A 23,542-nucleotide genomic window follows, 5' to 3' on the forward strand; every position below is an offset into this window, starting at 1 on the left:
CGGTGCGCGAGCAAGAGCGTTGAAACCTCGTCCACCGATCCGGGGTGGAGAGTTTCGTGGCGAGAACATCCAGAGCACATCCTGCCGATACTGAGTTCCACGAAGATAGGACGCCGCTCGCCCAGCTAGGTGCAAAGGCTCCGGAACCTGGCCCACGCATTTACAATCTGTTTCCGCCCTTGGCGGGCAGCGTCTCGGATTGGGGAAACCACCTGCGGCGCGTTGCCGGGATGAACTTCAACTGGGTGTTTGTTAACCCATTCCACGCGACCGGCGGGTCCGGGAGCATCTACGCCATCAAGGACCCTTATAGCCTGAGCGACCTCGCCCTGGGGTTGCGGCCGCGCGAGGACCAGCCCGCCGCTCTCCGGCAATTCACCTCGGACGCGAAGCGGCTGGGACTTCGCGTCATGATGGATCTGGTGATCAACCACACGGCGCAGGATGCCATCCTGGCAGCCGACCATCCGGAATGGTACCGCCGCAACCCTGACGGCACGTTATACGCCCCACGCGCGCTTGACCCCGATGATCCAACCAAAGTGACCGTCTGGGGGGACCTGGCGGAACTCGACTACGATACGCCATCGGCACGCACAGCGCTCATCGATTACTGGACTCACTACGTCCGGCACTATGCGGGATTGGGCTTCGATGGGTTCCGGTGTGATGCGGCCTATCAAGTGCCGGCCGACGTCTGGCGAAATATTCTTGCGGCCGCAAGGCAGAGCTTTCCTCACCTGCGCTTCTTCGCCGAAACGCTCGGCTGCACGACAGAGCAGGTGACGGCCCTCGCCGACGCCGGGTTCGACTACATCTTCAACAGTGCCAAATGGTGGGACTTCCGCGCGCCTTGGCTGCTCGACCAGTATGAAAAGTTCCGGTTGATCGCACCTTCGATTGCCTTTCCAGAGAGCCACGATACGGAGCGGCTGGCGGCTGAAGTCGAAAGCGACGCGCGGCTCAAGGCGAGCCTGAAGTTCCATCTCTTGTTCGCCGCCTGCTTCTCCTCCGGTGTCATGATGCCGATGGGCTATGAATACGGCTTCCGGCGCAAGCTCGACGTGGTGCGAACGCGGCCCGAGGATTGGGAAGAGACGGGCATCGACCTCACCGAATTCGTCGCGGCCGTGCACGCGATGAAAGCTGCGGTGCCGGCCCTCAATTGCGAGGGCCAGCAGCGGCGGATTACGGCGCCCGGCAGTCCGGTCATCGGCCTGTTGCGGTTGGCCGGAGGACACCCGATCGACTCAGATGGGTGTGCGATCATCCTTCTTAACCCCGACAGGCAAACATCTCATGCCATTGCGATCGGTCCGCTGCTCACCGAGACTGGCGGCCTGTTCGGCCGCTTCACCGACGTCACGCCGCTCAGCGCGCCGCTGACTCTGCATCCTGGCGATTCCATCACTTTGGAGCCGCTCAGTGCACGCGTATTTCGTGGCGAGCGTGTCAGCCGTCCGGCCAAAATTGCGGCGACTCCTGCTCCAACGCCAGGTGCGCTCAGTGAACTCGAGGAGTTGGCGGCCCATCGCATTGCGATCGAGCGGGTCTATCCCGAGTTGGACGGCGGTCGCTTTCCGATCAAGCGCATCGTCGGCGATGTCCTGGAGATCTGGGCCGACATTTTCGGCGATGGCCACGATCAGCTGCAGGCGCGCATCAAGTACCGCCCTGTGGGCGAGACGGAATGGTCGGAAGCTCCCATGGAGTTCTTCGACAATGACCGCTGGGTCGGGCGTATCCCTCTCACGCTCAATACCGACTACGTCTACACGATCGAAGCCTGGCGCGACCTTTTCGGCAGCTGGCGCGCCGAAGTCACTAAGAAGCGCACAGCCGGTCAGGATATTCATCTCGAGCTGGAGGAAGGCTGCATTCTCGTCCAGAAGGCCGCTTCACGCGCGCAGGGCCGGTACCGCGAGACTCTGGAGGCCTTGCTGGCGCACGCCCAGACACTGCGCGGCCGACCGAACGAGCTCGTCGACCTGCTGATGGCCGACGAGTTGCACATCGCTGTCGTGCGGTGTGCCGACCGAACCAATGTCTCGCGCTATTCACGGGAAGTGCGGGTGATCGTCGATCGACAGGCTGCGCTCTATTCCGCCTGGTACGAGCTAATGCCGCGCTCGCAAAGCGGCTCGACCGAGCGCCATGGCACCTTCGACGATGTGATCGCCCGGCTCCCGTATGTCCGGGAGATGGGTTTCGATGTGCTCTACCTGCTACCCATTCATCCGATAGGGCGGGTCAACCGTAAGGGCCGCAACAACAGCCTCGTGGCCGGCCCGCGCGATCCGGGCAGCCCCTACGCGATCGGCGCGAAGGAAGGCGGCCACACTGCCATCCATCCGGAGCTCGGCACTTTGGAGGACTTCAAGCGCCTGGTGCGCGCCGCTCATGCTCACGGTCTCGAAATCGCGCTCGATTTCGCTATTCAATGCGCGCCGGATCATCCGTGGATCGAGGAACATCCCGAATGGTTCGACTGGCGGCCTGACGGCACCATCAAATTCGCGGAGAATCCGCCGAAGAAATACGAGGACATCGTCAACCTGCATTTCTATCGCGAGGCGTACCCCGCCGTCTGGCACGCGCTCCGCGATGTCGTGCTGTTCTGGATCGAGCAGGGCGTGAAGATATTCCGCGTCGACAACCCACACACCAAGCCCCTGCCCTTCTGGGAATGGATGATTGACGAGGTGCGCGCGCAGCATCCGGATGTAATCTTCCTGGCGGAGGCATTCACCAGGCCAAAGATGATGAAGCGTCTGGCGAAGCTGGGCTTCAACCAATCCTACACCTACTTCACCTGGCGCACGACCAAGCAGGAGCTGACCGAATATCTGACGGAGCTGACGCAACAGGAGCCGAAGGAGTACTATCGGCCGAATTTCTTCGCCAACACGCCGGACATCAATCCGTATCACCTGCAGACCGGCGGCCGCCCGGCCTTCGTTGCACGCGCGACTCTCGCCGCGACTTTGTCGAGCGTCTATGGCCTCTATAGCGGCTTTGAACTGTGCGAGGCGGCGCCGATCCCTGGCAAGGAGGAATATCTAAATTCCGAGAAATACGAGATCAAGGCTTGGGATTGGGACCGGGCCGGCAACATCCGCCAGCACATCACGCGGCTGAACGCGATCCGGCGTGACAATCCGGCCCTGCATCAGCTGACCAATCTGCGCTTCTACAACGCCTTCAGCGACAACATCCTGTTCTATGGCAAGATGACGGAAACCAAGGACAATGCGATCCTGGTGGCGGTTAATCTTGATCCGCACCATGCGCACGGCTGCGACTTCGAAGTGCCGCTGTGGGAGTTCGGACTGCCGGACCACGCCGCGATCGACGCTGAGGAGTTGCTCACCGGGGCCAGGATCCGCTGGCACGGGAAGATCCAGCGCATGCAGCTTGATCCCCACGCCAATCCTTGCGCGATCTGGCGGCTGACTCCGACGGGGGCGCAGGCATGAACCTGCCTTTGCAGCAGAGTGTTCAGCTGGATCGCCAGCTGGAGGTGTCGGCCCGCAGCAATCCGCTGTGGTTCAAGAGCGCTCTCATCTATGAGGCCCACGTCAAGGCGTTCTATGATTCCAACAATGACGGGATCGGCGACTTCGAAGGCATGCGCCGCAAGCTGGACTACCTCCAGGACTTGGGCATCACCGCGTTGTGGCTGCTTCCCTTCTATCCTTCGCCCTTGAAGGATGATGGCTACGACATCGCGAAGTATCGCGGCATCAACCCGGCCTACGGCACGATGCGGGATTTCCGCCGGCTTGTGCGCGGATGCCATGATCGCGGCATCCGCGTCATCACGGAGCTGGTGATCAACCACACCTCTGACCAGCATCGTTGGTTCCAGCGCGCGCGGCGCGCCAAGCCCGGTTCCACATTGCGGGACTTCTACGTCTGGAGCGACACCGATCAGAAATACAAAGATGTCCGGATCATTTTCAGGGATACGGAGAAGTCAAACTGGACTTGGGATCCGGTTGCAAATGCCTACTACTGGCATCGCTTCTATTCGCATCAGCCGGACCTTAACTTCGACAATCCCCGCCTGCTCGAAGAGATCATCCGGGTCATGCGCTTCTGGCTGGACACCGGAGTCGACGGACTGCGGCTCGATGCTATCCCCTACCTGATCGAGCGCGAGGGCACCATTTGCGAGAACCTGCCCGAGACACACGAGGTGATCCGCAAGATCCGGGCAGAGATCGACGCCAGGTATCCGGACCGCATGCTGCTGGCAGAGGCCAATCAATGGCCGGAAGACGTGTCGGCCTATTTCGGCCTCGGCGATGAATGCCACATGTGCTTCCATTTCCCGCTGATGCCGCGCATCTACATGGCGATCGCCCAGGAAGACCGCCACCCGATTACCGATATCATGCGCCAGACGCCGGAGATTCCTGGCAACTGCCAGTGGGCGATCTTCCTGCGCAACCATGACGAACTGACGCTTGAGATGGTGACGGACAAGGAGCGCGACTACCTCTGGAGCTTCTACGCCACCGACCCACGCATGCGGCTCAATTTGGGCATCCGCCGGCGCCTCGCGCCGTTGCTCAGCAACGACCGGCACAAGATCGAGCTGCTCAACAGCCTGCTGCTCTCCATGCCCGGCACGCCGGTGCTATACTACGGTGACGAGATCGGCATGGGGGACAATGTCTATCTCGGCGACCGTGACGGCGTGCGCACGCCTATGCAATGGTCATTGGACCGCAATGGCGGCTTCTCGGCCTGCGATCCACAGCGGCTCTATCTGCCGCCCATCATGGACCCGATCTATGGTTACAACACCGTCAATGTGGAGGCCCAGGCACGCTCCTCCTCCAGCCTGCTCAACTGGATGAAGCGCCTGATCGCGGTCTGCAAGCAGCATAGCTCCTTCGGCCTGGGCACCTTGAAGTTCCTCTATCCGGGCAATCGCAAGGTCCTTGCCTATCTCCGCGAGCACGAGGGGGAAGCGCTGCTGTGTGTTGCGAACCTGTCTCGCGCGGCGCAGGCCGTCGAGCTGGATCTATCGCGTTTCAAAGGGCGCGTGCCCGTTGAGCTGCTAGGCCGCTCGCCATTCCCGCCAATCGGCGATCTGCCCTATCTGCTGACGCTGCCCAGCTATGGATTCTATTGGTTCGTTTTGCCGGAATGGGCGGACGCCCCGCGCTGGCATGACGTCATTCCGGAGCCGGTTCCGGAATTCACCACTCTTGTGATGCGCGACGGCTGGCACAGCCTGACGACCGGCCGTGAAGCAAATGAGCTCGCAAGCTCCGTCCTGCCGAATTTCATTGCGAAGCAGCGCTGGTTCGCGGCCAAGGATGATCACATCGCGCGCGCGGACGCCACCGTGCTCGGCACCCTAGGTCGGCGTCAGCTGGGCGACTATCTGCTGCTGATGGCAACGTTGGATCTGGAGGGGCGCAAGGAGAGCCAGCATTACTTCCTGCCGCTGGACGCGTCGTGGGACGAGGCTGCGGGCACGATGAACTGGCCGCTCACCCCCTTTACGCTCGCCAAGGCGCGCCGCGGCTCGAAAGTTGGAGCGATCTATGATGCATTCACATCGGATCAGTTCGTCCTGGCATTGATCGACGCCATGCATAAGGGCACGGAGCTGTCCAGCGCTGATGGCACGACCAAGTTCGCATCGACGGAGGCGTTGGCCGAGATCGACTGGGGTGCTGCGCCGGATATCCGCCGCTTGGGCGTCGAGCAGAGCAACAGCTCCGTCATCATCAGCGATCACGCTGTTCTCAAGATTTTTCGGCGGCTGTCGGAAGGCGAGCATCCCGAGCTCGAGATCGCACGCTTCCTGACTGAGGTCGCTCACTTCCAGAACACCCCGCCCCTGCTCGGCACTGCAGAGCAAGTCGGACAGGACGGGAGACGGCACGCCCTCGCCATCCTGACCGGCTTCGTGCGCAATCAGGGCGACGGATGGGTTTTCACCACCGAATATCTGGACCGCATCTTCGACGACGTGAGGGTGGTTGAGGGAGCCGACACCGTGGCACCCGAAGAGCGCCACGCCGCCTATCTCGGGCAGATCGCGACGCTGGCGCGCCGGACCGCGGAACTGCACATCGCTTTTGCCAGTGGGATCGACGAGCCCAACTTCAAGCCGGAGCCGATTCGAGCCGCCGATATCGCCGTATGGGCCGGCAGCGCCAAGACGCTGGCGCAGGCAGCCTTCGCCCAGCTTGCGAAGGCGCAGGCCGCCGCACCAGAAGCGGTGAGCGGATCGATCGACACGCTGCTCGAGCGCAAGGACGAGTGCTTCACTGCCATCGATCAGCTGGGCAAGGGTCCGATCACCGCCAGCAAGACGCGTATCCATGGCGACTACCACCTGGGCCAGGTCCTGGTGGCGAAAAACGACTTTTACATCATCGACTTCGAGGGTGAGCCCACCCGTACCCTGCAGGAACGCCGCCTCAAGTCCTCGCCTTTCAAGGATGTCGCCGGAATGCTGCGATCCTTCGAGTACGCCGAATGGTCGGCGCTGTTCGCCATCGCGGAGCACGAAGCCGACTCCGTCGCCAGGCTGCTGCCGTTCGCAGAAGCCTGGCGCCAATGCGCGCAAGCCACCTTCCTCAACGGCTATTTCGAGGCAATCGGCGATTGTCCGAGCTGTCCGAAGGATCGTGCCGAAGCGGATCGGCTGCTCAATCTCTTCACCCTCGAAAAGGCGTTGTACGAGATTTGCTACGAGGCGACCAATCGGCCGACCTGGCTGCGTATCCCCATCGCTGGGCTCCAGACCGCGCTCGACAGCTTGAAGGGACAGAAGGGAGCCGGCGATGGCGCAGCGTAGCAAGAATCCTAGGCAGGCGACATCCACGCGCGGGCGGCACGCCCGGCGCGAGACCGATCTGCATGCCCTGGCCAGCGCACTCGCCGGCGGGGATTGCGGAGATCCCTTCTCCGTCCTTGGCCTCCACGCCGAGAAGCCCGATCAGTTCGTCGTCCGTTGTTACCATCCGGCGGCGAGCCAGGCTTGGGTCATCGATCGCGCCGGCGGCGAGATCACCAAGCTGGAGCAGCAGTACGAGCCCGGCTTTTTTGCGGGACCGGTCCCCGGACGCATCAACTACCGGCTCCGCCTCGCCTTGCCCGTCCGCACGATCGAGCTGGAGGACCCCTATCGTTTTCCACCCGTGCTCGGCGACATCGATATGCATCTGCTGGCCGAAGGAACGCATCTCAGGCTCTATGAGCGTCTCGGCGCGCAGCTGATCGAGATCGATGGCATCAAGGGCGTGAGCTTCGCCGTGTGGGCGCCGAATGCCCGGCGTGTCAGCGTAATCGGCGACTTCAACGATTGGGATGGCCGCCGCCATCCCATGCGCAAGCGTTTCGAGGCCGGTGTCTGGGAGTTGTTCCTGCCGGAACTCAAGGGCGGGGAACTCTACAAATACGAGGTCAAGAGCGCGGACGGCAGGCTGCTGCCGCTAAAGGCCGATCCGGTCTCCTTCCAGTCGGAACGGCCGCCGCGTACCGCTTCCGTCGTGCATGGAGCGAAGAAGCATGAATGGAACGACGCCTCCTGGATGAGTGGCCGCGAATCCACGAGCAGCCGTTCCGCGCCGATCTCCATCTATGAGTGCCATCTCGGCTCCTGGGCCAGAGTGCCGGAGGAGAACAATCGCTATCTCACCTACGAGGAGCTCGGAGAGCGTCTGGTACCGTATGTGAAGCAGATGGGCTTCACACATCTGGAGCTGCTGCCGATCAGCGAGTACCCGTTCGACGGCTCGTGGGGCTATCAACCGATCGCGCTCTATGCCCCCACGAGCCGCCATGGCAGCCCGGTCGAATTCGCGCGCTTTATGGACCGCTGCCACCAGGAAGGGCTCGGAGTGATTCTGGACTGGGTACCTGGCCACTTTCCCACCGATGCACACGGCCTGGTCTATTTCGACGGCACGCACCTTTATGAGCACTCCGATCCGAGGCTCGGCATGCACCAGGACTGGAATACGCTCATCTATAACTACGGCCGACATGAGGTCACGAACTATCTGCTCGCCAATGCCCTCTTCTGGCTGGACCGCTATCACATCGACGGGCTCCGGGTCGATGCGGTTGCGTCCATGCTCTATCTCGATTACAGCCGCAAGCCCGATCAGTGGATCCCGAACCGCTATGGCGGCAACGAGAATCTGGAGGCGACCGCCTTCCTGCGCAGGCTCAACGAGCTGGCCTACGGTCACCATCCCGGCGTGATGACAATTGCCGAGGAATCGACTGCCTGGCCTGCGGTGTCACGCCCCACCTATGTCGGCGGCCTCGGCTTCGGCTACAAGTGGAACATGGGCTGGATGCACGACACGCTGCGTTATATCGGCAAAGAGCCTGTTCATCGCCCCTGGCACCACAACGATCTCAGCTTCGGACTGCTCTATGCATTCAGCGAGAACTTCATCCTGCCGATCAGCCATGACGAGGTGGTGCACGGCAAGGGCTCGCTGATCGGAAGGATGCCCGGCGACAGTTGGCAGCGCTTTGCCAACCTGCGCGCCTATCTCGGCTTCATGTTCACCCATCCGGGCAAGAAGCTGCTATTCATGGGATGCGAGTTCGGGCAGGAGCGCGAATGGAACCACGATGCTGGGTTGGACTGGCATCTGCTGTCCGATGCTGATCACAGTGGCGCGCAGACATTGGTGCGTGACCTGAACGCCATCTATCGCACTCTCCCTGCGCTCCATCAGCTGGATTGCGAGCCGCAGGGCTTCGAATGGATCGACGCCTCCGACCATGAACGCAGCATCATCTCGTATCTCCGGCGCGGGAAGGCCCCGGAGTCTCTTGCCGTCATCGTCTGCAATTTCACACCGGTCCCTCGCCATCATTGTCGCATCGGCGTTCCTGAACCCGGTTTCTACGCGGAGCGCATCAACACGGATTCGGCCTTCTATGGCGGCAGCAATGTGGGCAATGGCAGCGGCGTCCTGGCCGAGCCACAGGGGTGGCACGGACGGCCCTATTCCATCGAGCTGACGCTTCCTCCACTCGGCACGCTGATCCTCGAGCGGAAGAACGCCTGATGCGCAGGTCGGAACTCGGCTCATTGGCGCCGAAGGCGCGGTTGTCCACGAGCATTGCGGCAAGGCAGACCGCCGCGCGGGTGGTTGCCCCTCTCACGACCCGATCACGCGTTTGGCCGGGGCGGCCCTATCCGCTGGGAGCCACCTGGGACGGCAAGGGCGTCAACTTCGCGCTGTTCTCTGCGCATGCGGAACGCGTCGAGCTCTGCCTGTTCGACGCCGCCGGCGTGCGCGAGATCGATCGCGTACGCCTGCCCGAATATACCGATGAAGTCTGGCATGGCTATCTGCCTGACGCCCGTCCGGGCACACTCTACGGCTATCGGGTCCACGGACCGTATGAGCCTAGAGCAGGTCACCGCTTCAACCCGAACAAGCTGCTGCTCGACCCTTACGCCAAGGCGATCTATGGCAGGTTCCTGCAGTCCGAGGCAATCTTCGGGTATCGCGTCGGATCGCCGCGCGAGGATCTGTCATTCGACCGGCGCGACAGCGCACGCGCCATGCCCAAGAGCCGTGTGGTCGATGGCAGCTTCCAGTGGGGCGACGATCGGAACCCTGCCACGCCATGGTCCGACAGTGTCATCTATGAAATGAATGTCCGCGGCTTCACCATGCTTCACCAGTCCTTGTCGCAGCCGCTGCGTGGCACCTGCGCCGGGCTCGGCAGCCAGCCGGTCATCGACTATCTACGGTCGCTGGGCATCACGGCGGTCGAGCTTTTACCGGTGCACGCGCGGTTCGACGAGCCGCACCTGCTTCAGAACAATCTGAGAAATTACTGGGGCTACAACACGATCGGATTCTTCGCAGCCGAGCCGCAGTTGCTCTCGACGGGGCTGGTGGCGGAGTTCAAGACCATGGTCCGGCAGCTGCACGATGCGGGGATCGAGGTGATCCTGGACGTGGTCTACAATCACACCGCGGAAGGCAATCATCTGGGGCCGACGCTTTGTTTCCGGGGCATCGATAACGCCTCCTATTATCGCCTAGTCTCGGACGACCGGCGGCACTACATCAATGACACCGGTACCGGCAACACGCTCAACCTGTCTCATCCTCGCGTCCTGCAGATGGTGCTGGACTCTCTCACTTATTGGGTCGAACAGATGCGTGTCGACGGTTTCCGCTTCGACCTGGCGGCAACTGTTGGACGGGAAGAGCACGGCTTTGATCCAGGTAGCGGGTTCTTCGACGCCATCCGGCATGTGCCGGCCTTGCAACATGTCAAGCTGATCGCGGAGCCCTGGGACATCGGTCCCGGCGGCTACCGGCTCGGCCAGTTCCCACCAAGCTGGGCCGAATGGAACGATCGCTACCGCGACGCCGTGCGGCGCTATTGGCGCGGTGACGAACGTATGCTGCCGGAGCTAGCAGCGCGCATCAGCGCGTCCGCCGATCTGTTCGACCATCGCGGACGGCGCCCATGGGCCAGCATCAATTTCGTCACCGCTCACGACGGATTCACATTGAACGATCTTGTCTCCTACAACGAGAAACACAACGAAGCCAATCAGGAGGATAACCAGGACGGCCATCCCGAGAACCTGACCTTCAATTTCGGCGTGGAGGGCCCGACGGATGATCCGGTCATCATCGCCCAGCGCGACCAGCAGAAGCGGAACTTCCTGGCGACGCTGCTCCTGTCGCAGGGAACGCCGATGCTTCTGGCGGGCGACGAGATCAGCCACACGCAGGGCGGCAACAACAATGCCTATTGCCAGGACAATGAAACGACTTGGCTCGATTGGAGCCGCCAGGAGTCGGAGGCGACGCTGGTCGATTTCACACGGCGCCTGATCGCGTTGCGCAGCGCGCATCCGGTTCTACGGCGTATGCGCTTCCTGCACGGCAATTTCACCTGCTCGCGCGGAATCAAGGACATGACCTGGTTCACGCCGCAGGGTGTCGAGAAGACGTCCGAGCAATGGATGGACCCGGTGGCGCGTTGCATCGGCGTGCTGCTGAACGGTCGCGCGGGACCGAGCGTGGGCCCGCGCGGATCGCTGGTCGAGGATGACCTGCTGCTGATCATCCTCAATTCGCACCATGAGATCGTGGAGTTCACGTTGCCGTCGCTGCCGATCGAAGCGCACTGGACTCGATTGCTTGATACAGCCGATCCCGACAGCATTGTGGAGGCATTCTCCATGGGCGCTGTTCTACCGACGAAGGGCCGCTCCTTGGTCGTCCTCTCCCTGCCCGTCGGTGAGACTGAAGAACCGTGACTAGTTTCGTGCACGACATGCGTTTCGGCGCCAACCTGTTGCCCGACGGCACAGTGCGCTTCCGACTGTGGGCGCCCGGACTGGACCGAGTCTCTTTGGTCATCGACCAGGATCAAGCTGCCATGGCAATGGAGCCGCACGGCGACGGCTGGTTCGAGGTAACAACGGATGCCGCCCGGGCCGGCAGTCTCTACGCCTTCCAGCTGTCTGACGGCTTGCGCATTCCTGACCCGGCTTCGCGCCAGCAGGCGGAGGATGTCCATGGCCCCAGCGTGGTCGTTGATCCGCTGAGCTATCCATGGCGCTATCCCGATTGGCGCGGCCGGCCATGGCACGAGGTGGTCCTGTACGAGCTCCACACCGGCACGTTCACTGACAGCGGCGATTTCGAGGGCATACAACACAAGCTGGACTGGTTGGCCGACCTCGGCGTCACGGCCATCGAGCTCATGCCGCTTGCCGACTTTTCAGGCAGGCGAAACTGGGGTTATGACGGCGTTCTGCCCTTCGCGCCCGCGCGCAGCTACGGTACACCGGATCAGTTGAAGGCACTGATCGACGCGGCCCATGAGCGTGGACTCATGATGTTCCTGGACGTGGTCTATAACCATTTCGGGCCGGATGGAAACTATCTCGGGCGATATGCGCCGCAATTCTTCACCGACCGCCATCATACGCCGTGGGGTGCGGCCATCGACTTCGCGCAGCCGGTGGTGCGCGAGTTCTTCATCCAGAATGCGCTCTATTGGCTGAATGAGTTCCGGTTCGATGGCCTGCGCCTGGATGCAGTCCATGCGATCCTCGACGACAGCCCCACGCACATCCTGACCGAGCTGGCGAACCGCGTTCGTGAAACATCCGATCCCGACCGCCATGTTCATCTCGTGCTGGAGAACGACGCCAACCAGTCGCACTTCCTGCAGCAATCGCCGAAACTCCAGTACAACGCGCAATGGAACGATGACTTTCATCACGCGAGCCACGTGGTTCTGACGCGCGAGTCAGAAGGCTACTATGCCGACTACCAGCGCGATCCGCTCGCCGCGCTTGGGTTGGCTTTGGCGCAGGGCTTTGTCTACCAGGGCGAAAGCTCCATCCATCGCGACAACGCCCCCCGCGGCGAGCCGACGCTCGACCTGCCGCTCTCTGCCTTCGTCGCCTTCCTGCAGAACCACGACCAGGTCGGCAACCGTGCATTTGGTGAGCGCTTGGCCCAGCTGGTCCGGCCAGAATTGCTGAGGGCGGCGGCCAGCATTCTCATCCTGTCGCCGCAGATTCCTTTGCTTTTCATGGGCGAGGAATGGGCTTCAGCGCGGCCCTTCCAGTTCTTTTGTGACTTCAGGGGTGAATTGGCGCAAGCGGTGCGGGACGGCCGGCGGCGGGAGTTCATGAAATTCCCGGCCTTTGCGGAGCCCGCGGTCCGCGACCGCATTCCCGATCCCAACGATATCGCCACTTTTCGGCGCTCCAAGCTGGACTGGTCGGAGGTAGATCGCAACGCGCACACCGAGCATCTGCAGTATTGTCGCGAGCTGCTGGCGGTGCGGCGCGCGGCGATCATACCGCGGCTCGCCCAGGCCGAGGTCAGAGATGCCACATACGACACGAGTGATGGCCTGTTGCGCGTGTCGTGGCTGTTGGCGGACAATGCCAGACTGACGCTGATCGCGAATTTGCACGCCGACACGTCCAATCCTATGCCCGCACCTCTTGGCAGAATGCTCCACAGCACACATCCGCATGTCGCCGACAGTGCGGCCAAGCCAGGCTGGTTCGTGGCCTGGTATCTGGCAGATCGCGGGGCGGCGACGTGACCGAGACGAACGCGCTCGACCAGATCTGTGAAGAACTCGGTATCCTGCCGCGGTATCGCGACCATGCCGGCGCCATTAGGGAAGTGCCGCAAGCGACCCTGCGCTCGCTGATGGCATACCTGAAAGGCGTCAAATCGGACGGACTGGTGCCACCGGTCTTCGTGCATCGCCAGGGCAGCGGTCCAATAGCTGTGCCGCTACGACATGCGGATCAGACGCTCCGCTGGGAAGTGGATATCTGTGGGCGGACCTTGGCGGGTTCGGTTGCCCCCAATGCAACCTGCATTGTTGTCGAAGACGATGCCCCTTCCGGTTATCACGAACTGAAGTTGTACTCGGGAAACGCTCTCCTCGCCACGTGCACACTGATCATCGCCCCCCAGCAAGCGTTCTTGCCGCCCTTGCTGCGGGATGGCGGGCGGCTCTGGGGCTTGGCGACGCAACTCTTCGCCCTCCGATCCGCGCGCAACTGGGGCATCGGCGACTTCACCGACCTCGCCGATCTCGCCTGGCATGCGGCATCACACGGCGTGGCGGCCATCGGTCTGACACCGCTGCACGCGCTCTTTCCCGACGAGCCGGACCGGTGCAGCCCTTATTCGCCGAGCAGCCGCTGCTTCCTGAACGTGCTCTATATCGATCCGGAAGCAATGCCGGAATTCGCAACCTGCGAAGCCGCGCAGGCGTTACGCGCAGAGCCGACCTTCGATTCCGAGCTCGCGCGCCTGCGGTCCACACCTCTCGTCGATTACGCCGGCGTTGCGACATGCAAGCGCCGTATGCTCGGGCTGCTCTACGAGCACTTCCGCAACCTGCACCTTGCACGCAACGACGAACATGCTGCGCAGTTCCAGCGCTTCCGCAAGGAACATGGCAGCCGCCTGCGCCAATTCGCGACCTTCGAGGCGTTGCGCGAGCATTTCGAAAGGCTGGGGGGCAGCCTCTCATGGCCGAGCTGGCCGGAGCCGTTTCGCGATCCGGACAGCGAAGCCGTCGCCGACTTCGTCGCGCGCCATGAAGAACGCATCACATACTTCGAGTACCTCCAATGGCACGCCCATCGCCAGCTTCTCCAGTCGCAGCAGGCCGCGCGCGAGGCTGGCATGCCGATCGGGATCTATCTGGATATTGCCGTCGGCGTGGACCGCGATTCTGCCGAAGCGTGGTGGTCGCAGGACTATCTGGTGGGCGGTTGGAGCATCGGAGCGCCGCCGGACAACTGGAATCTCAAGGGCCAGAGCTGGGGCGCCCCACCCCCCAACGCCTTGCGCATGCGCGAAACGGCCTATGCTGCCATTCGCGAGTGCCTGGAAGCCAACATGCGTGCGGCCGGCGCGGTGCGCATCGATCACATTCTCGGCTTCATGCGACTGTTCTGGGTACCGGAAGCAGCTGATGCTGCCGCGGGCGCCTACATCCGCTATCCGCTCGACGACTTGCTGGCGATTCTTGCCCTCGAAAGCCAAGCCCACCGGTGTCTGGTGATCGGTGAAGATCTCGGGACCGTTCCCGACGGTTTGCATGACGCCATGCAGCGCACCGGCATTCTCTCGTACCGTCTGCTCTATTTCGAACACGAGCCGGACGGCAGCTTTCGCAAGGTCACCGATTGGCCGCAGCAAGCGCTGGTCGCGCCCTCCACCCATGATCTCTCCACCTTGCCGGCCTATTGGCGTGGTGCGGACCTTGACCTGCGTGCCAAGCTCGACCTTTATCCCTCGCGGGATGTGGCGGAAGCCGAACGGCAGCGGCGAGTCGTAGACAGGGAGCAGCTCGTCGCGGCATTGGCGGAGCAAGGTCTGCCGGCGACTGTCGACGGCGATGTGCCGATCGAGTCCGTTTATCGCTTCCTTGCTCGCACTCCTTCTTACCTGCTGATGGTACAGCCGGAGGATCTGCTCAGCGTCATTGAGCCGATGAACGTGCCCGGCACGACCACGGAATATCCGAACTGGCGACGCAAGCTGCCGGTCAGCGCCGTCGATTTCTTTGCCGACGCGAAGGTTGCGCGAGTCGTGGCGGCGATCAACGCCGAGGGCCGCGAGTCGCCTAAGGAGACGCAGGGACCAGATACCGTACCCAGCGTTCCGACCGCCACCTATCGGCTGCAGTTCAACCGCCATTTCACCTTCGCGGATGCCAGGCAGCTCATTCCCTATCTCAGCGAGTTGGGCATCAGCCACGTCTACGCTTCGTCTTATCTCAAGGCCCGGCCGGGGAGCGCCCATGGCTATGATATAATCGATCACAACGAGATCAACCCGGAGATCGGGAGCTGGTCGGAATTCGAGGGGTTCTGCGATGCCTTGCGCGAAGCCGGCATCGGGCAGATCCTAGACTTCATTCCGAACCACATGGGCATCGGCTATGCCGACAACGAATTCTGGCTGGACGTACTGGAGTGGGGCCCCATTTCGCCGTTCGCCGGCTTCTTCGACATCAACTGGCATCCGCGCCAGCCCAATCTCAAGGGCAAGGTGCTGGTGCCCTTGCTTGGCGATCAATATGGCAACGTGCTAGAGCGCGGTGAGCTCGAGCTGAGATTCGAAGCCGAGAGCGGCAGCTTCGCGATCTGGTATTTCCAGCATCGGTTTCCCATCCACCCGCGCTGCTATCACCAGATCCTCGGCGACGTCGATACAGATCTGAAGCGGCTTGCGCTCACGGTCGCGGAGGTCAACGAGGCAGCGATGCGCAGCGTCGGCGACAAGCTGAAGCAGGATCTGGCCAGCTTCGCGCGCGCAGATCCGGAGCATACCCCGCAGATCGAGAACGCGATCAAGTCCTTCCAGGGCGAGCCAGGCAACCCCGAGAGCTTTCGGCCTTTGCATGACTTGCTGGAGCAGCAAGCCTATCGCCTCGCTTTCTGGCGCGTGGCTGCCGATGAGATCAACTATCGTCGGTTCTTCGACATCAACGAGCTGGCCGGAATCCGGATGGAAAACCCGGAGGTGTTCGCGCATGCCCACCGCCTGGTTGGACAACTCACCGCCGAGGGAAGGCTGCATGGGCTGCGTCTCGATCACGTCGACGGATTGCTGGATCCGGGCGGCTATATTGCGCAATTGCGGGACTTCGCCGCGCACCGTAGCAAGGACTTCTACATCGTCGTCGAGAAGATCCTAGCGCGGCACGAGCGGCTGCGGACGGACTGGCCGATCGCAGGCACGACGGGCTACGATTTCACCAACCTGGTCAATGGATTGTTCGTGGACCCCGACGGAAAGCAGGCGATGGATCGGACCTATCGCCGTTTCCTCGACCGGTCGGCGGACTTCGATGAGATCCTCTATGCCTGCAAGCTGCAGGTGATCGATACCATGCTGGCGAGCGAGCTGAATCGTCTGGCATCCGGCCTCGATGCCATTTCCGAGCGTCACTGGAGCACGCGCGACTACACGGAGGAGCGCCTGCGCGCGGCATTGCGGGAGGTCGTCGCCTGTTTCCCAGTTTATCGCAGCTATGTGACGGAGCGAGGCGTCTCGCCTGACGATCGGCGCGACATCGATTGGGCGATCGGCCAGGCCCGCAAGAGCTATGCTGGCCCGGACCCGGAGATCCTCGATTTCATCCGCGCTGCACTGGCGACAGACCTGGCAGACTGGAGCCCGGCCTTCAATCGCGACGAGATCCTGCGCTTCGCCATGCGCTTCCAGCAATATACCGGGCCGGTGACGGCGAAGGCGCTGGAAGACACCAGCTTCTATCGCTACAACCGATTGCTGTCCTTGAATGAGGTCGGCGGTGATCCGCGCCAGTTCGGTGTAACGCTGTCGGCCTTTCATCACCTTATGCAGGAGCGTGCGAAGAGCTGGCCCAATGCCATGTCGGCCTTGGCGACGCACGATACCAAGCGCGGGGCAGATCTGCGCGCCCGGCTCAATATCCTGTCGGAGATCGCGCCGGAATGGAACCAGCGTGTGCGCCGCTGGGCCACCCTGAACCGGTTCAAGCGCGGAAAGGTCGGGGGCGATCCGGCGCCGTCACCGAACGACGAATACGCCATCTATCAGACACTGCTCGGTGCGTGGCCGGTGCAACTCCTCGGCGTCACCGCCCCTACCCAGGCAGAGCTCGAAGTCTTCCGCGAGCGCATGAAAGGCGCAGTTCTCAAATCGATTCGCGAGGCTAAGCGCCGCACCAGCTGGAGCAACCCCAACGAGGCCTACGAAGCGGCTTGCCTGCGCTTTGTCGAACGGCTGCTGGAGACCGATCGACCCAATCCGTTCCTGGACGACTTCGTGACGTTCCAGCGTCGGGTCGCACAGCTCGGCGCGTTGAACAGCCTCAGTCAGACAGTTGTGACGCTGACTGCGCCAGGCGTCCCTGACCTCTACCAGGGTGGAGACTTGTGGGACCTGAACATGGTCGATCCCGACAATCGCCGGCCCGTGGATTTCGAGTTGCGGCAGCGCATGCTGGCCGACATCACCCAGCCTGACGCCGACCGGCGTGCTCAGGTCCGCAACTGGCTCGCGAACTGGCCCGACGGTCGCGTCAAGCTGGCTGTCGCATCCGCCGTGCTGCGCTGCCGCCGCCAGCATGCGGATCTGTTCCGCCAGGGCACGTACGAGCCGATCGCCGTCAACGATTCCCAGCACATGATCGCGTTCGCGCGCCGCGATGGCAACAGGAGCTGTCTCGTCATCGCCGGCCGCCTGTTCGCGCGGTTGATGCAGGATGCCTCATCCTATGACGGCGCGGAGCTCTGGGCCGATCTGCGCATCGAGGCACAAGGCATGCCGGAGATCTTGACCAATGTGCTGACGGGCCAGATCCACTTGAGCGGCGACGGACTGCAGATGGGTGAGGTTCTAGCCGACCTGCCCGTTGCGGTCCTGCTCGGCCATAACTAATTCCGGTCTATGGCCTTCGTACCCCAGATCTCGCGCGAGTAATCCATTACCGCCCGGTCGCTGGAGAAGCCGCCCATGCGTGCGACGTTGAGGATCGCGCGCCGCGTCCATTCCTCCCGATCCGGATAGAGCGCGTCGACCTCGCTCTGCACGTCCAGGTACGACCGGAAATCAGCCAGAACGCAATATCGCTCGGTCCTCTTGGTCAAGCTCTGCACGATGGGATGGAACAGGTCGCGCTGCTCCGGCGAGAAGAAGCCGCTCGCCAGCATGCCCATGACTTCCTGCAGCTCTGGATCCCGATTCACGTACTCCATCGGATCATAATGATCGGCCTTCAGACTGCTGACCTCCGCTGTCGAGAGGCCGAAGGTGAAGAAGTTCTCCGCCCCCACTGCCTCGCGGATCTCAATGTTCGCGCCGTCGAGCGTGCCAATTGTGAGCGCGCCGTTCAGCGCCATCTTCATATTGCCGGTGCCCGAGGCCTCGGTCCCGGCGGTCGAGATCTGCTCTGACAGGTCAGCTGCGGGAATGATCCGCTCGGCCAGGCTGACGCCATAATTGGGCAGGAACAGAACCTTCAACCGGCCACCCACCACCGGATCATTGTTCACCACGCGCGCCACGTCGTTGGCGAGCTTAATGATGAGCTTCGCCATAGCATAACCCGGCGCCGCCTTGCCGGCGAAGATGATGGTCCGCGGCGGGTGGTGCCCGCCTGGATTGCGCCGGACGCGGTTATAGAGAGCGATCGCATGCAGCAGCTTCAGGACCTGCCGCTTGTATTCATGGATGCGCTTGATCTGCACATCGAACAAGGACGAGGGGTCGACGCCGACCCCGACACTCTCGAGGATATGGTCGGCGAGCCGCGCCTTGTTGACTTCCTTTGCGGCGCGGAAGCGCGCACGGAAATCCGCATCATCCGCGAGCGATGCCAGCTGTTCCAGCTTGCCGAGATCCTGCATCCAGCCATCGCCGATGCGCGAACTGATCAGCCAGCTCAGGCTTGGATTGACCTGTGCCAGCCAGCGGCGTGGTGCGATTCCGTTCGTGATGTTGACGATCCGTCCGGGCAACAGACGGTCCAAATCGGTGAACACCGTCTGGCGCATCAGATCGGTGTGGATCTTGGAGACGCCGTTCACCGCATGGCTGCCGACGAACGCCAGATGCGCCATGCGCACGCGGCGCTCGCCTTGCTCGTCGATGAAAGAGACGCGCCGCAGCAAATCGACATCGCCCGGATAACGCGTGACCACATCGTCGAGGAAGATTTCGTTGATGCGATAAATGATCTGCAGATGCCGTGGCAGCATGCGCTCGAAGAAGTGCAGCGGCCAGGTCTCCAGCGCCTCCGGCATGAGCGTGTGGTTGGTATAGGAGATGGTGCGATGCGTGATGCTCCACGCTTCCTGCCAGCCCAAACCATGATCGTCCATCAGGAGCCGCATCAGCTCCGCAACGCAGATGGCAGGATGCGTATCATTGATCTGGATCGCGACGAAATTGGGCAGCTCCGAGAGCGGGCGCTTCTGCCGCTGCAGGCGATGCAGAATGTCCTGCAGGGATGCACTGACGAAGAAATATTGCTGCTTGAACCGCAGCTCGCGGCCGGCCTCCGTCCCGTCGTGGGGATACAGCACACGGGTCAGGCTTTCCCAATGCGCCTTGTCACCGACGGCGCCGAGGTGGTCGCCTTCGTTGAAGCGCCGGAGATCGAGCTCGCGCGGTGCGCGCGCAGACCAGAGCCGCAGCGTATTGACCGTGTCGGAACGATAGCCGGGAATCGGAACGTCGAAGGCCGTCGCGAGCACGCCCGCCGTCTCGGTCCACTGGTTGTCGACGATGCGGCCGTAGAATTTCACGGGATAGGTCAGATCGGGGCGGGGGAACTCCCACGGACCGCCCAGACGCAGCCAATGGTCCGGCTCCTCATTCTGCCAGCCGCCTTCGATCTTCTGCGCGAACATGCCGAATTCATAACGGATGCCGTAGCCATAGGCCGGCACGCCGACCGCCGCAGTGCTGTCGAGTAGACACGCCGCCAAGCGACCAAGGCCGCCGTTGCCGAGACCGGCATCAGGCTCCTGCTCGGCAACCTCTTCGATGTTGCAGCCGACTTCAGCAAGAGACTCGCTGAAGACCTCGTGAATGCCGAGGCTGCGGAGCGTGTCCATCAGCAGCCGGCCGATCAGGAACTCCATCGAGAAGTAGCAGGCTTCCTTAGCCCCCTGCTTCTCCTTGCTCTGGCGCGCAATCGCCCAGCGCTCAAGCAGTAGCGCGCGGGTGAAGGCTGCGGTGGCATAGAGCCAGTGCTGCGGTTCTGCCGCGTCGGGTTCAATTCCCGTGGACTGCAGAAGGTGCCGCTCAAGCGACCGGCGGACGGACGGCTTGTCCAGGGTAGGCGCGGAGTCGGTGAACATATCGGGACCGGTTACCACTCGAGCGATATGTGTCAATTGCTGATTCTGATGCAAATTTCACCAATCAAATCAATGGGCTGAAGGTAGCAGTTTTGCCTAAAGCGATCAGTCGCAAACGATTCGGAGTCAGTTTTATGTCCGACTCGATTGGCGCTGGTTCTGGCTGCCAATCCGCGACCTTTATCTCAGCAGAATATGGTTAATTTTTGGTTTTTGGGTGGCTCTCGCCGCGATCCGGGCTTTTGGCGAGCACGTAGATATAATGATATAGGTCAGCCCGCGACCTCTCGAATGGCTCGCACGTCACCGCAAATCCGGCCTCCTCCGCATGCGCTGCGAAGGTGGTGGATTCAAAACCAGACCACAGCAACGCAATCCCGTTCTCCGAGAGCGAAGCGTAAAGCTTTCTCAGCCCCGCCGGTGAATAGAGCGCAGCGTTGCTGGCGGTTACGAGTGGCTCCGGACCGTTATCGATATCCAATACGATGACATCGTAGCGATCATCTGCTGCGAGCAACTGCATGACATCGGCATGGACGATTCTCAGATCCGTGCATCTCTCCAGCAAGGCCGATGACTTCACATAGCGATGGAACCAATCGATCACGGCACCGGAAAGCTCGGCGACCGTGATCGTTCCGACGGCACCGACCGCCTCGATGAGTGCAGCGATCGTGTAACCGAGGCCAAGCCCGCCGACCAGAACGCGAGGTTTGCGCGACGGCGCGAGTTGTGCGGCATATTGCCCCAGTGCCGTTTCCGACTCGTGGCAGAACCCGTTCATCAGTTCCAGGCCATTGGCGCGGATCATGAACATGCCGTCCTTGCCATAGAGTTCGAGCAAAGCATCGTTCTCTGTCACAGACTCGATCAGCGCCCAAGGCATTCGCTAGCCCCGCCCATTTGTTCGGTCCGGGAGGCTGCCGGCGATGAACACCGATGCCCCTGCTTCGCCGAGGCCGACTTGCCTCACACGGCCGACGATTGTTGCATATCCATGGCCGGCGGACTGCAGTTCGGCGGCGCAATCGGCCGCCGCTGCGGCAGGGACACCGGCGAGCAAGCCGCCGGAGGTTTGCGGGTCGAACAGGACCGCCTTGGCCGGCGCATCGATGTGGCTGCGCAGCAGCTGAAGGCGCGCCAGGTTCTCCGGAAGAAGGGTCGATGCCATCCCCTCCCGGGCCTTGGCGAGGACGTCGGCGTAGATCGGCATGGCGGTGAGGTCGAGTTCCGCTTCTGCACCGCTGGCGACCAGCATTTCCCCCAGATGCCCGATCAGGCCGAAGCCGCTTACATCCGTCATAGCGGTCGCGCGGTACCTCGAGAGGATCGCGGCTACACTGCGATTGGACCGGCGCATCTCCTCCAGTGCGGCAGCGACCGAAACCGCACGCGCCCGCCCGCGCATGGCGGCCGCGAACAGGATGCCCGTGCCGAGCGGTCGCGTCAGGAGCAGCGCATCGCCCGCCGCCAATCCGCCCTTGCGCACGATGCTGTCTGCCGCAACTTCGCCCGTGACACTCAGCCCCAGCGACAGATCCATTCCTTCACTTGAATGACCGCCGACCAGCGCGACGCCTTCGCGGTCGAGACATGCGCGTGCACCGGACAGCAGCTGGAACAAATGCTCTTCGACCTTGTCCGTAGGGCCGACAGGAATGACCGCCGTAGCCAGTGCGTGGCGCGGCACACCGCCCATTGCGAACACGTCATTCAGCGCATGATTGGCCGCGATCTCTCCGAACACGAAGGGGTCGTCGATGAAGGCACGGAAGAAGTCGACGGTCTGCACTAGGTATCCGGATCTCGGCGGCAGTAGGATAGCCGCATCGTCAGGCGCATCCAGCCCGATCATCACACCATCGACCATCGGCGGCGGCAGCTTGGCGATGGCGCGCGACAAAGGCAACGGACCGATCTTCGCCGCGCAGCCGCCGCAGCGCATCTCCTCTTCCCGAGCGCTGTCCAGCTGCACCTTGGGCATGCGTCCGAGCATGGCATCGGTGTCCTGATACATCCGCATCCAGCGGCGATCGATCCAATCCTTCCACCGCCAGACCCAGGCACCTTCGGTCTTGAAAGGTCCGCGCGACGCGACCGCGTAGCGTTCTCCAGTCGAGATCAGCGCGAGATGCCGCTGCTGTGGTCGCCACGGTCTTGGCGCCTGGCCGCGCGCACGCCGGCGCAGATTCCGGGCAAGGGGCGGACCGGCGCGCACGGCATAGACGCCTGCCTTCTCCCGCGGCGTCTCGGTCAGGGTCACGCAATCGCCGGCGCCGAACACATCCGGATCGTTGAGCGCTTGAAGCGTGGGGCCAACGGCCAGAAATCCATCCTTGTCCAGCGCCAGGCCAGTCCCGCGGAACCAGCCCGGCGCCGCGGCTCCGGTCGTCACCAGCACCGCGTCCGCCGCAACGCTCTGACCTCCTTCCAATTCGATCTCGGACGGCATCACCGCGCCGGCCAGGCTATGCTCATGCAGTTCGATACCACGCGCGGCGAGCGCTCGCCGGAAGCTGTCGCGCACCTTCGTGTCGTGGGTCGCCAGAATCTCGTCATCAGTCACCAGAACAAAGGAAAACGCCGCCTCATCCCGACCGTCCGCCCGCGCATCGGCCAGCAGGTGCGCGCGCATCGACAGGATGAGTTCGACGCCACCGGCGCCGCCGCCGATCACTGCGATGCGCCGCGGGCCATCGGGCGCGCGGCAACGCTCCCGCAAGGAAGCGAACTTGGCGAGGAAAGACCCGATCGGCTTGACCGCGATGCCGTATTCCGCCGCGCCGTCAATGTGCGCCAGTGCCGGCGTGATACCGACGTCGATGGAGAGCAGGTCATAGGCGATGGGCGGTCGCCCTGCGAGATGCACGCGTTTCTGCGCGCGGTCGACCCCGATCGCTTCCGCATGGATCAGCCGCGTGCCCGTGATTGCTGTCAAACGCAGCAGGTCGATATGCGCTTCCGGCTCGGCATAGAGGCCGGCAATCACACCGGGCAACATGCCCGAGTAGGGCGTCTCGAGGTCACGCGTAACCAGGGTCAGGCGCACGCCCGGCGCTGGCTTCATCGCAAACGCCTTGAGAACATGCACATGAGCATGTCCCCCGCCTAGCAGGACGATGTCGATGCGCACCTCTCCCGCGCGCATCATCGCCG

9 protein-coding genes are annotated in these 23,542 nt (G+C 62.5%); 6 read left to right on the forward strand and 3 right to left on the reverse strand.

Annotated elements, in window-relative coordinates; genetic code table 11:
• Positions 1 to 56: 56 nt before the first annotated feature.
• From DTX69_RS06035 to treY, 6 genes are read left to right on the forward strand one after another with little or no spacing between them, the layout of a single operon-like run.
• Positions 57 to 3,476, forward strand: a complete 3,420-nt coding sequence (locus DTX69_RS06035) for a maltotransferase domain-containing protein (protein WP_407643973.1) — start codon at positions 57 to 59, stop codon at positions 3,474 to 3,476.
• Positions 3,473 to 6,826: a maltose alpha-D-glucosyltransferase gene (gene treS, locus DTX69_RS06040; protein WP_119300611.1), complete on the forward strand. Its 3,354-nt coding sequence runs from the start codon at positions 3,473 to 3,475 to the stop codon at positions 6,824 to 6,826. Before DTX69_RS06035 ends, treS begins: the two co-directional genes overlap by 4 nt.
• Entirely contained in the window at positions 6,813 to 9,062 is a 2,250-nt protein-coding gene (gene glgB, locus DTX69_RS06045) for a 1,4-alpha-glucan branching protein GlgB (protein WP_119300612.1), read from the forward strand. The genes treS and glgB overlap by 14 nt, the downstream gene beginning before the upstream one ends.
• On the forward strand, positions 9,062 to 11,290 hold the full coding sequence (gene glgX, locus DTX69_RS06050) for a glycogen debranching protein GlgX (RefSeq protein ID WP_119300613.1): 2,229 nt from the start codon (positions 9,062 to 9,064) through the stop codon (positions 11,288 to 11,290). The genes glgB and glgX overlap by 1 nt, the downstream gene beginning before the upstream one ends.
• Positions 11,287 to 13,104: a malto-oligosyltrehalose trehalohydrolase gene (treZ, locus tag DTX69_RS06055; RefSeq protein WP_284735577.1), complete on the forward strand. Its 1,818-nt coding sequence runs from the start codon at positions 11,287 to 11,289 to the stop codon at positions 13,102 to 13,104. Before glgX ends, treZ begins: the two co-directional genes overlap by 4 nt.
• Positions 13,101 to 17,960 carry a malto-oligosyltrehalose synthase gene (gene treY, locus DTX69_RS06060; protein WP_119300615.1) on the forward strand — a complete coding sequence of 1,620 codons (4,860 nt, stop codon included), beginning with the start codon at positions 13,101 to 13,103 and terminating at the stop codon, positions 17,958 to 17,960. Before treZ ends, treY begins: the two co-directional genes overlap by 4 nt.
• Here treY and DTX69_RS06065 read toward each other — a convergent pair.
• From DTX69_RS06065 to selD, 3 genes are all read right to left on the reverse strand, one after another.
• The gene (locus DTX69_RS06065) at positions 17,957 to 20,386 is read right to left on the reverse strand and encodes a glycogen/starch/alpha-glucan phosphorylase (protein ID WP_119300616.1); all 2,430 of its coding nucleotides are present in this window, start codon (positions 20,384 to 20,386) and stop codon (positions 17,957 to 17,959) included. The two genes, treY and DTX69_RS06065, sit on opposite strands and share 4 nt — an antisense overlap.
• Positions 20,387 to 20,585: 199 nt before the next feature.
• A complete protein-coding gene (locus DTX69_RS06070; protein WP_119300617.1) occupies positions 20,586 to 21,272 on the reverse strand; it encodes a spermidine synthase family protein in 687 nt (228 codons plus the stop codon).
• A gap of 3 nt (positions 21,273 to 21,275) precedes the next feature.
• Complete coding sequence (gene selD, locus DTX69_RS06075) at positions 21,276 to 23,537, reverse strand: selenide, water dikinase SelD (RefSeq protein WP_119300618.1); 2,262 nt, start codon at positions 23,535 to 23,537, stop codon at positions 21,276 to 21,278.
• Between the last annotated feature and the right edge of the window lie 5 nt (positions 23,538 to 23,542).

It is taken from the genome of Dongia deserti (genome assembly GCF_003574735.1).
In the GTDB taxonomy this organism is placed as follows: Bacteria; Pseudomonadota; Alphaproteobacteria; order Dongiales; family Dongiaceae; genus Dongia_A; species Dongia_A deserti.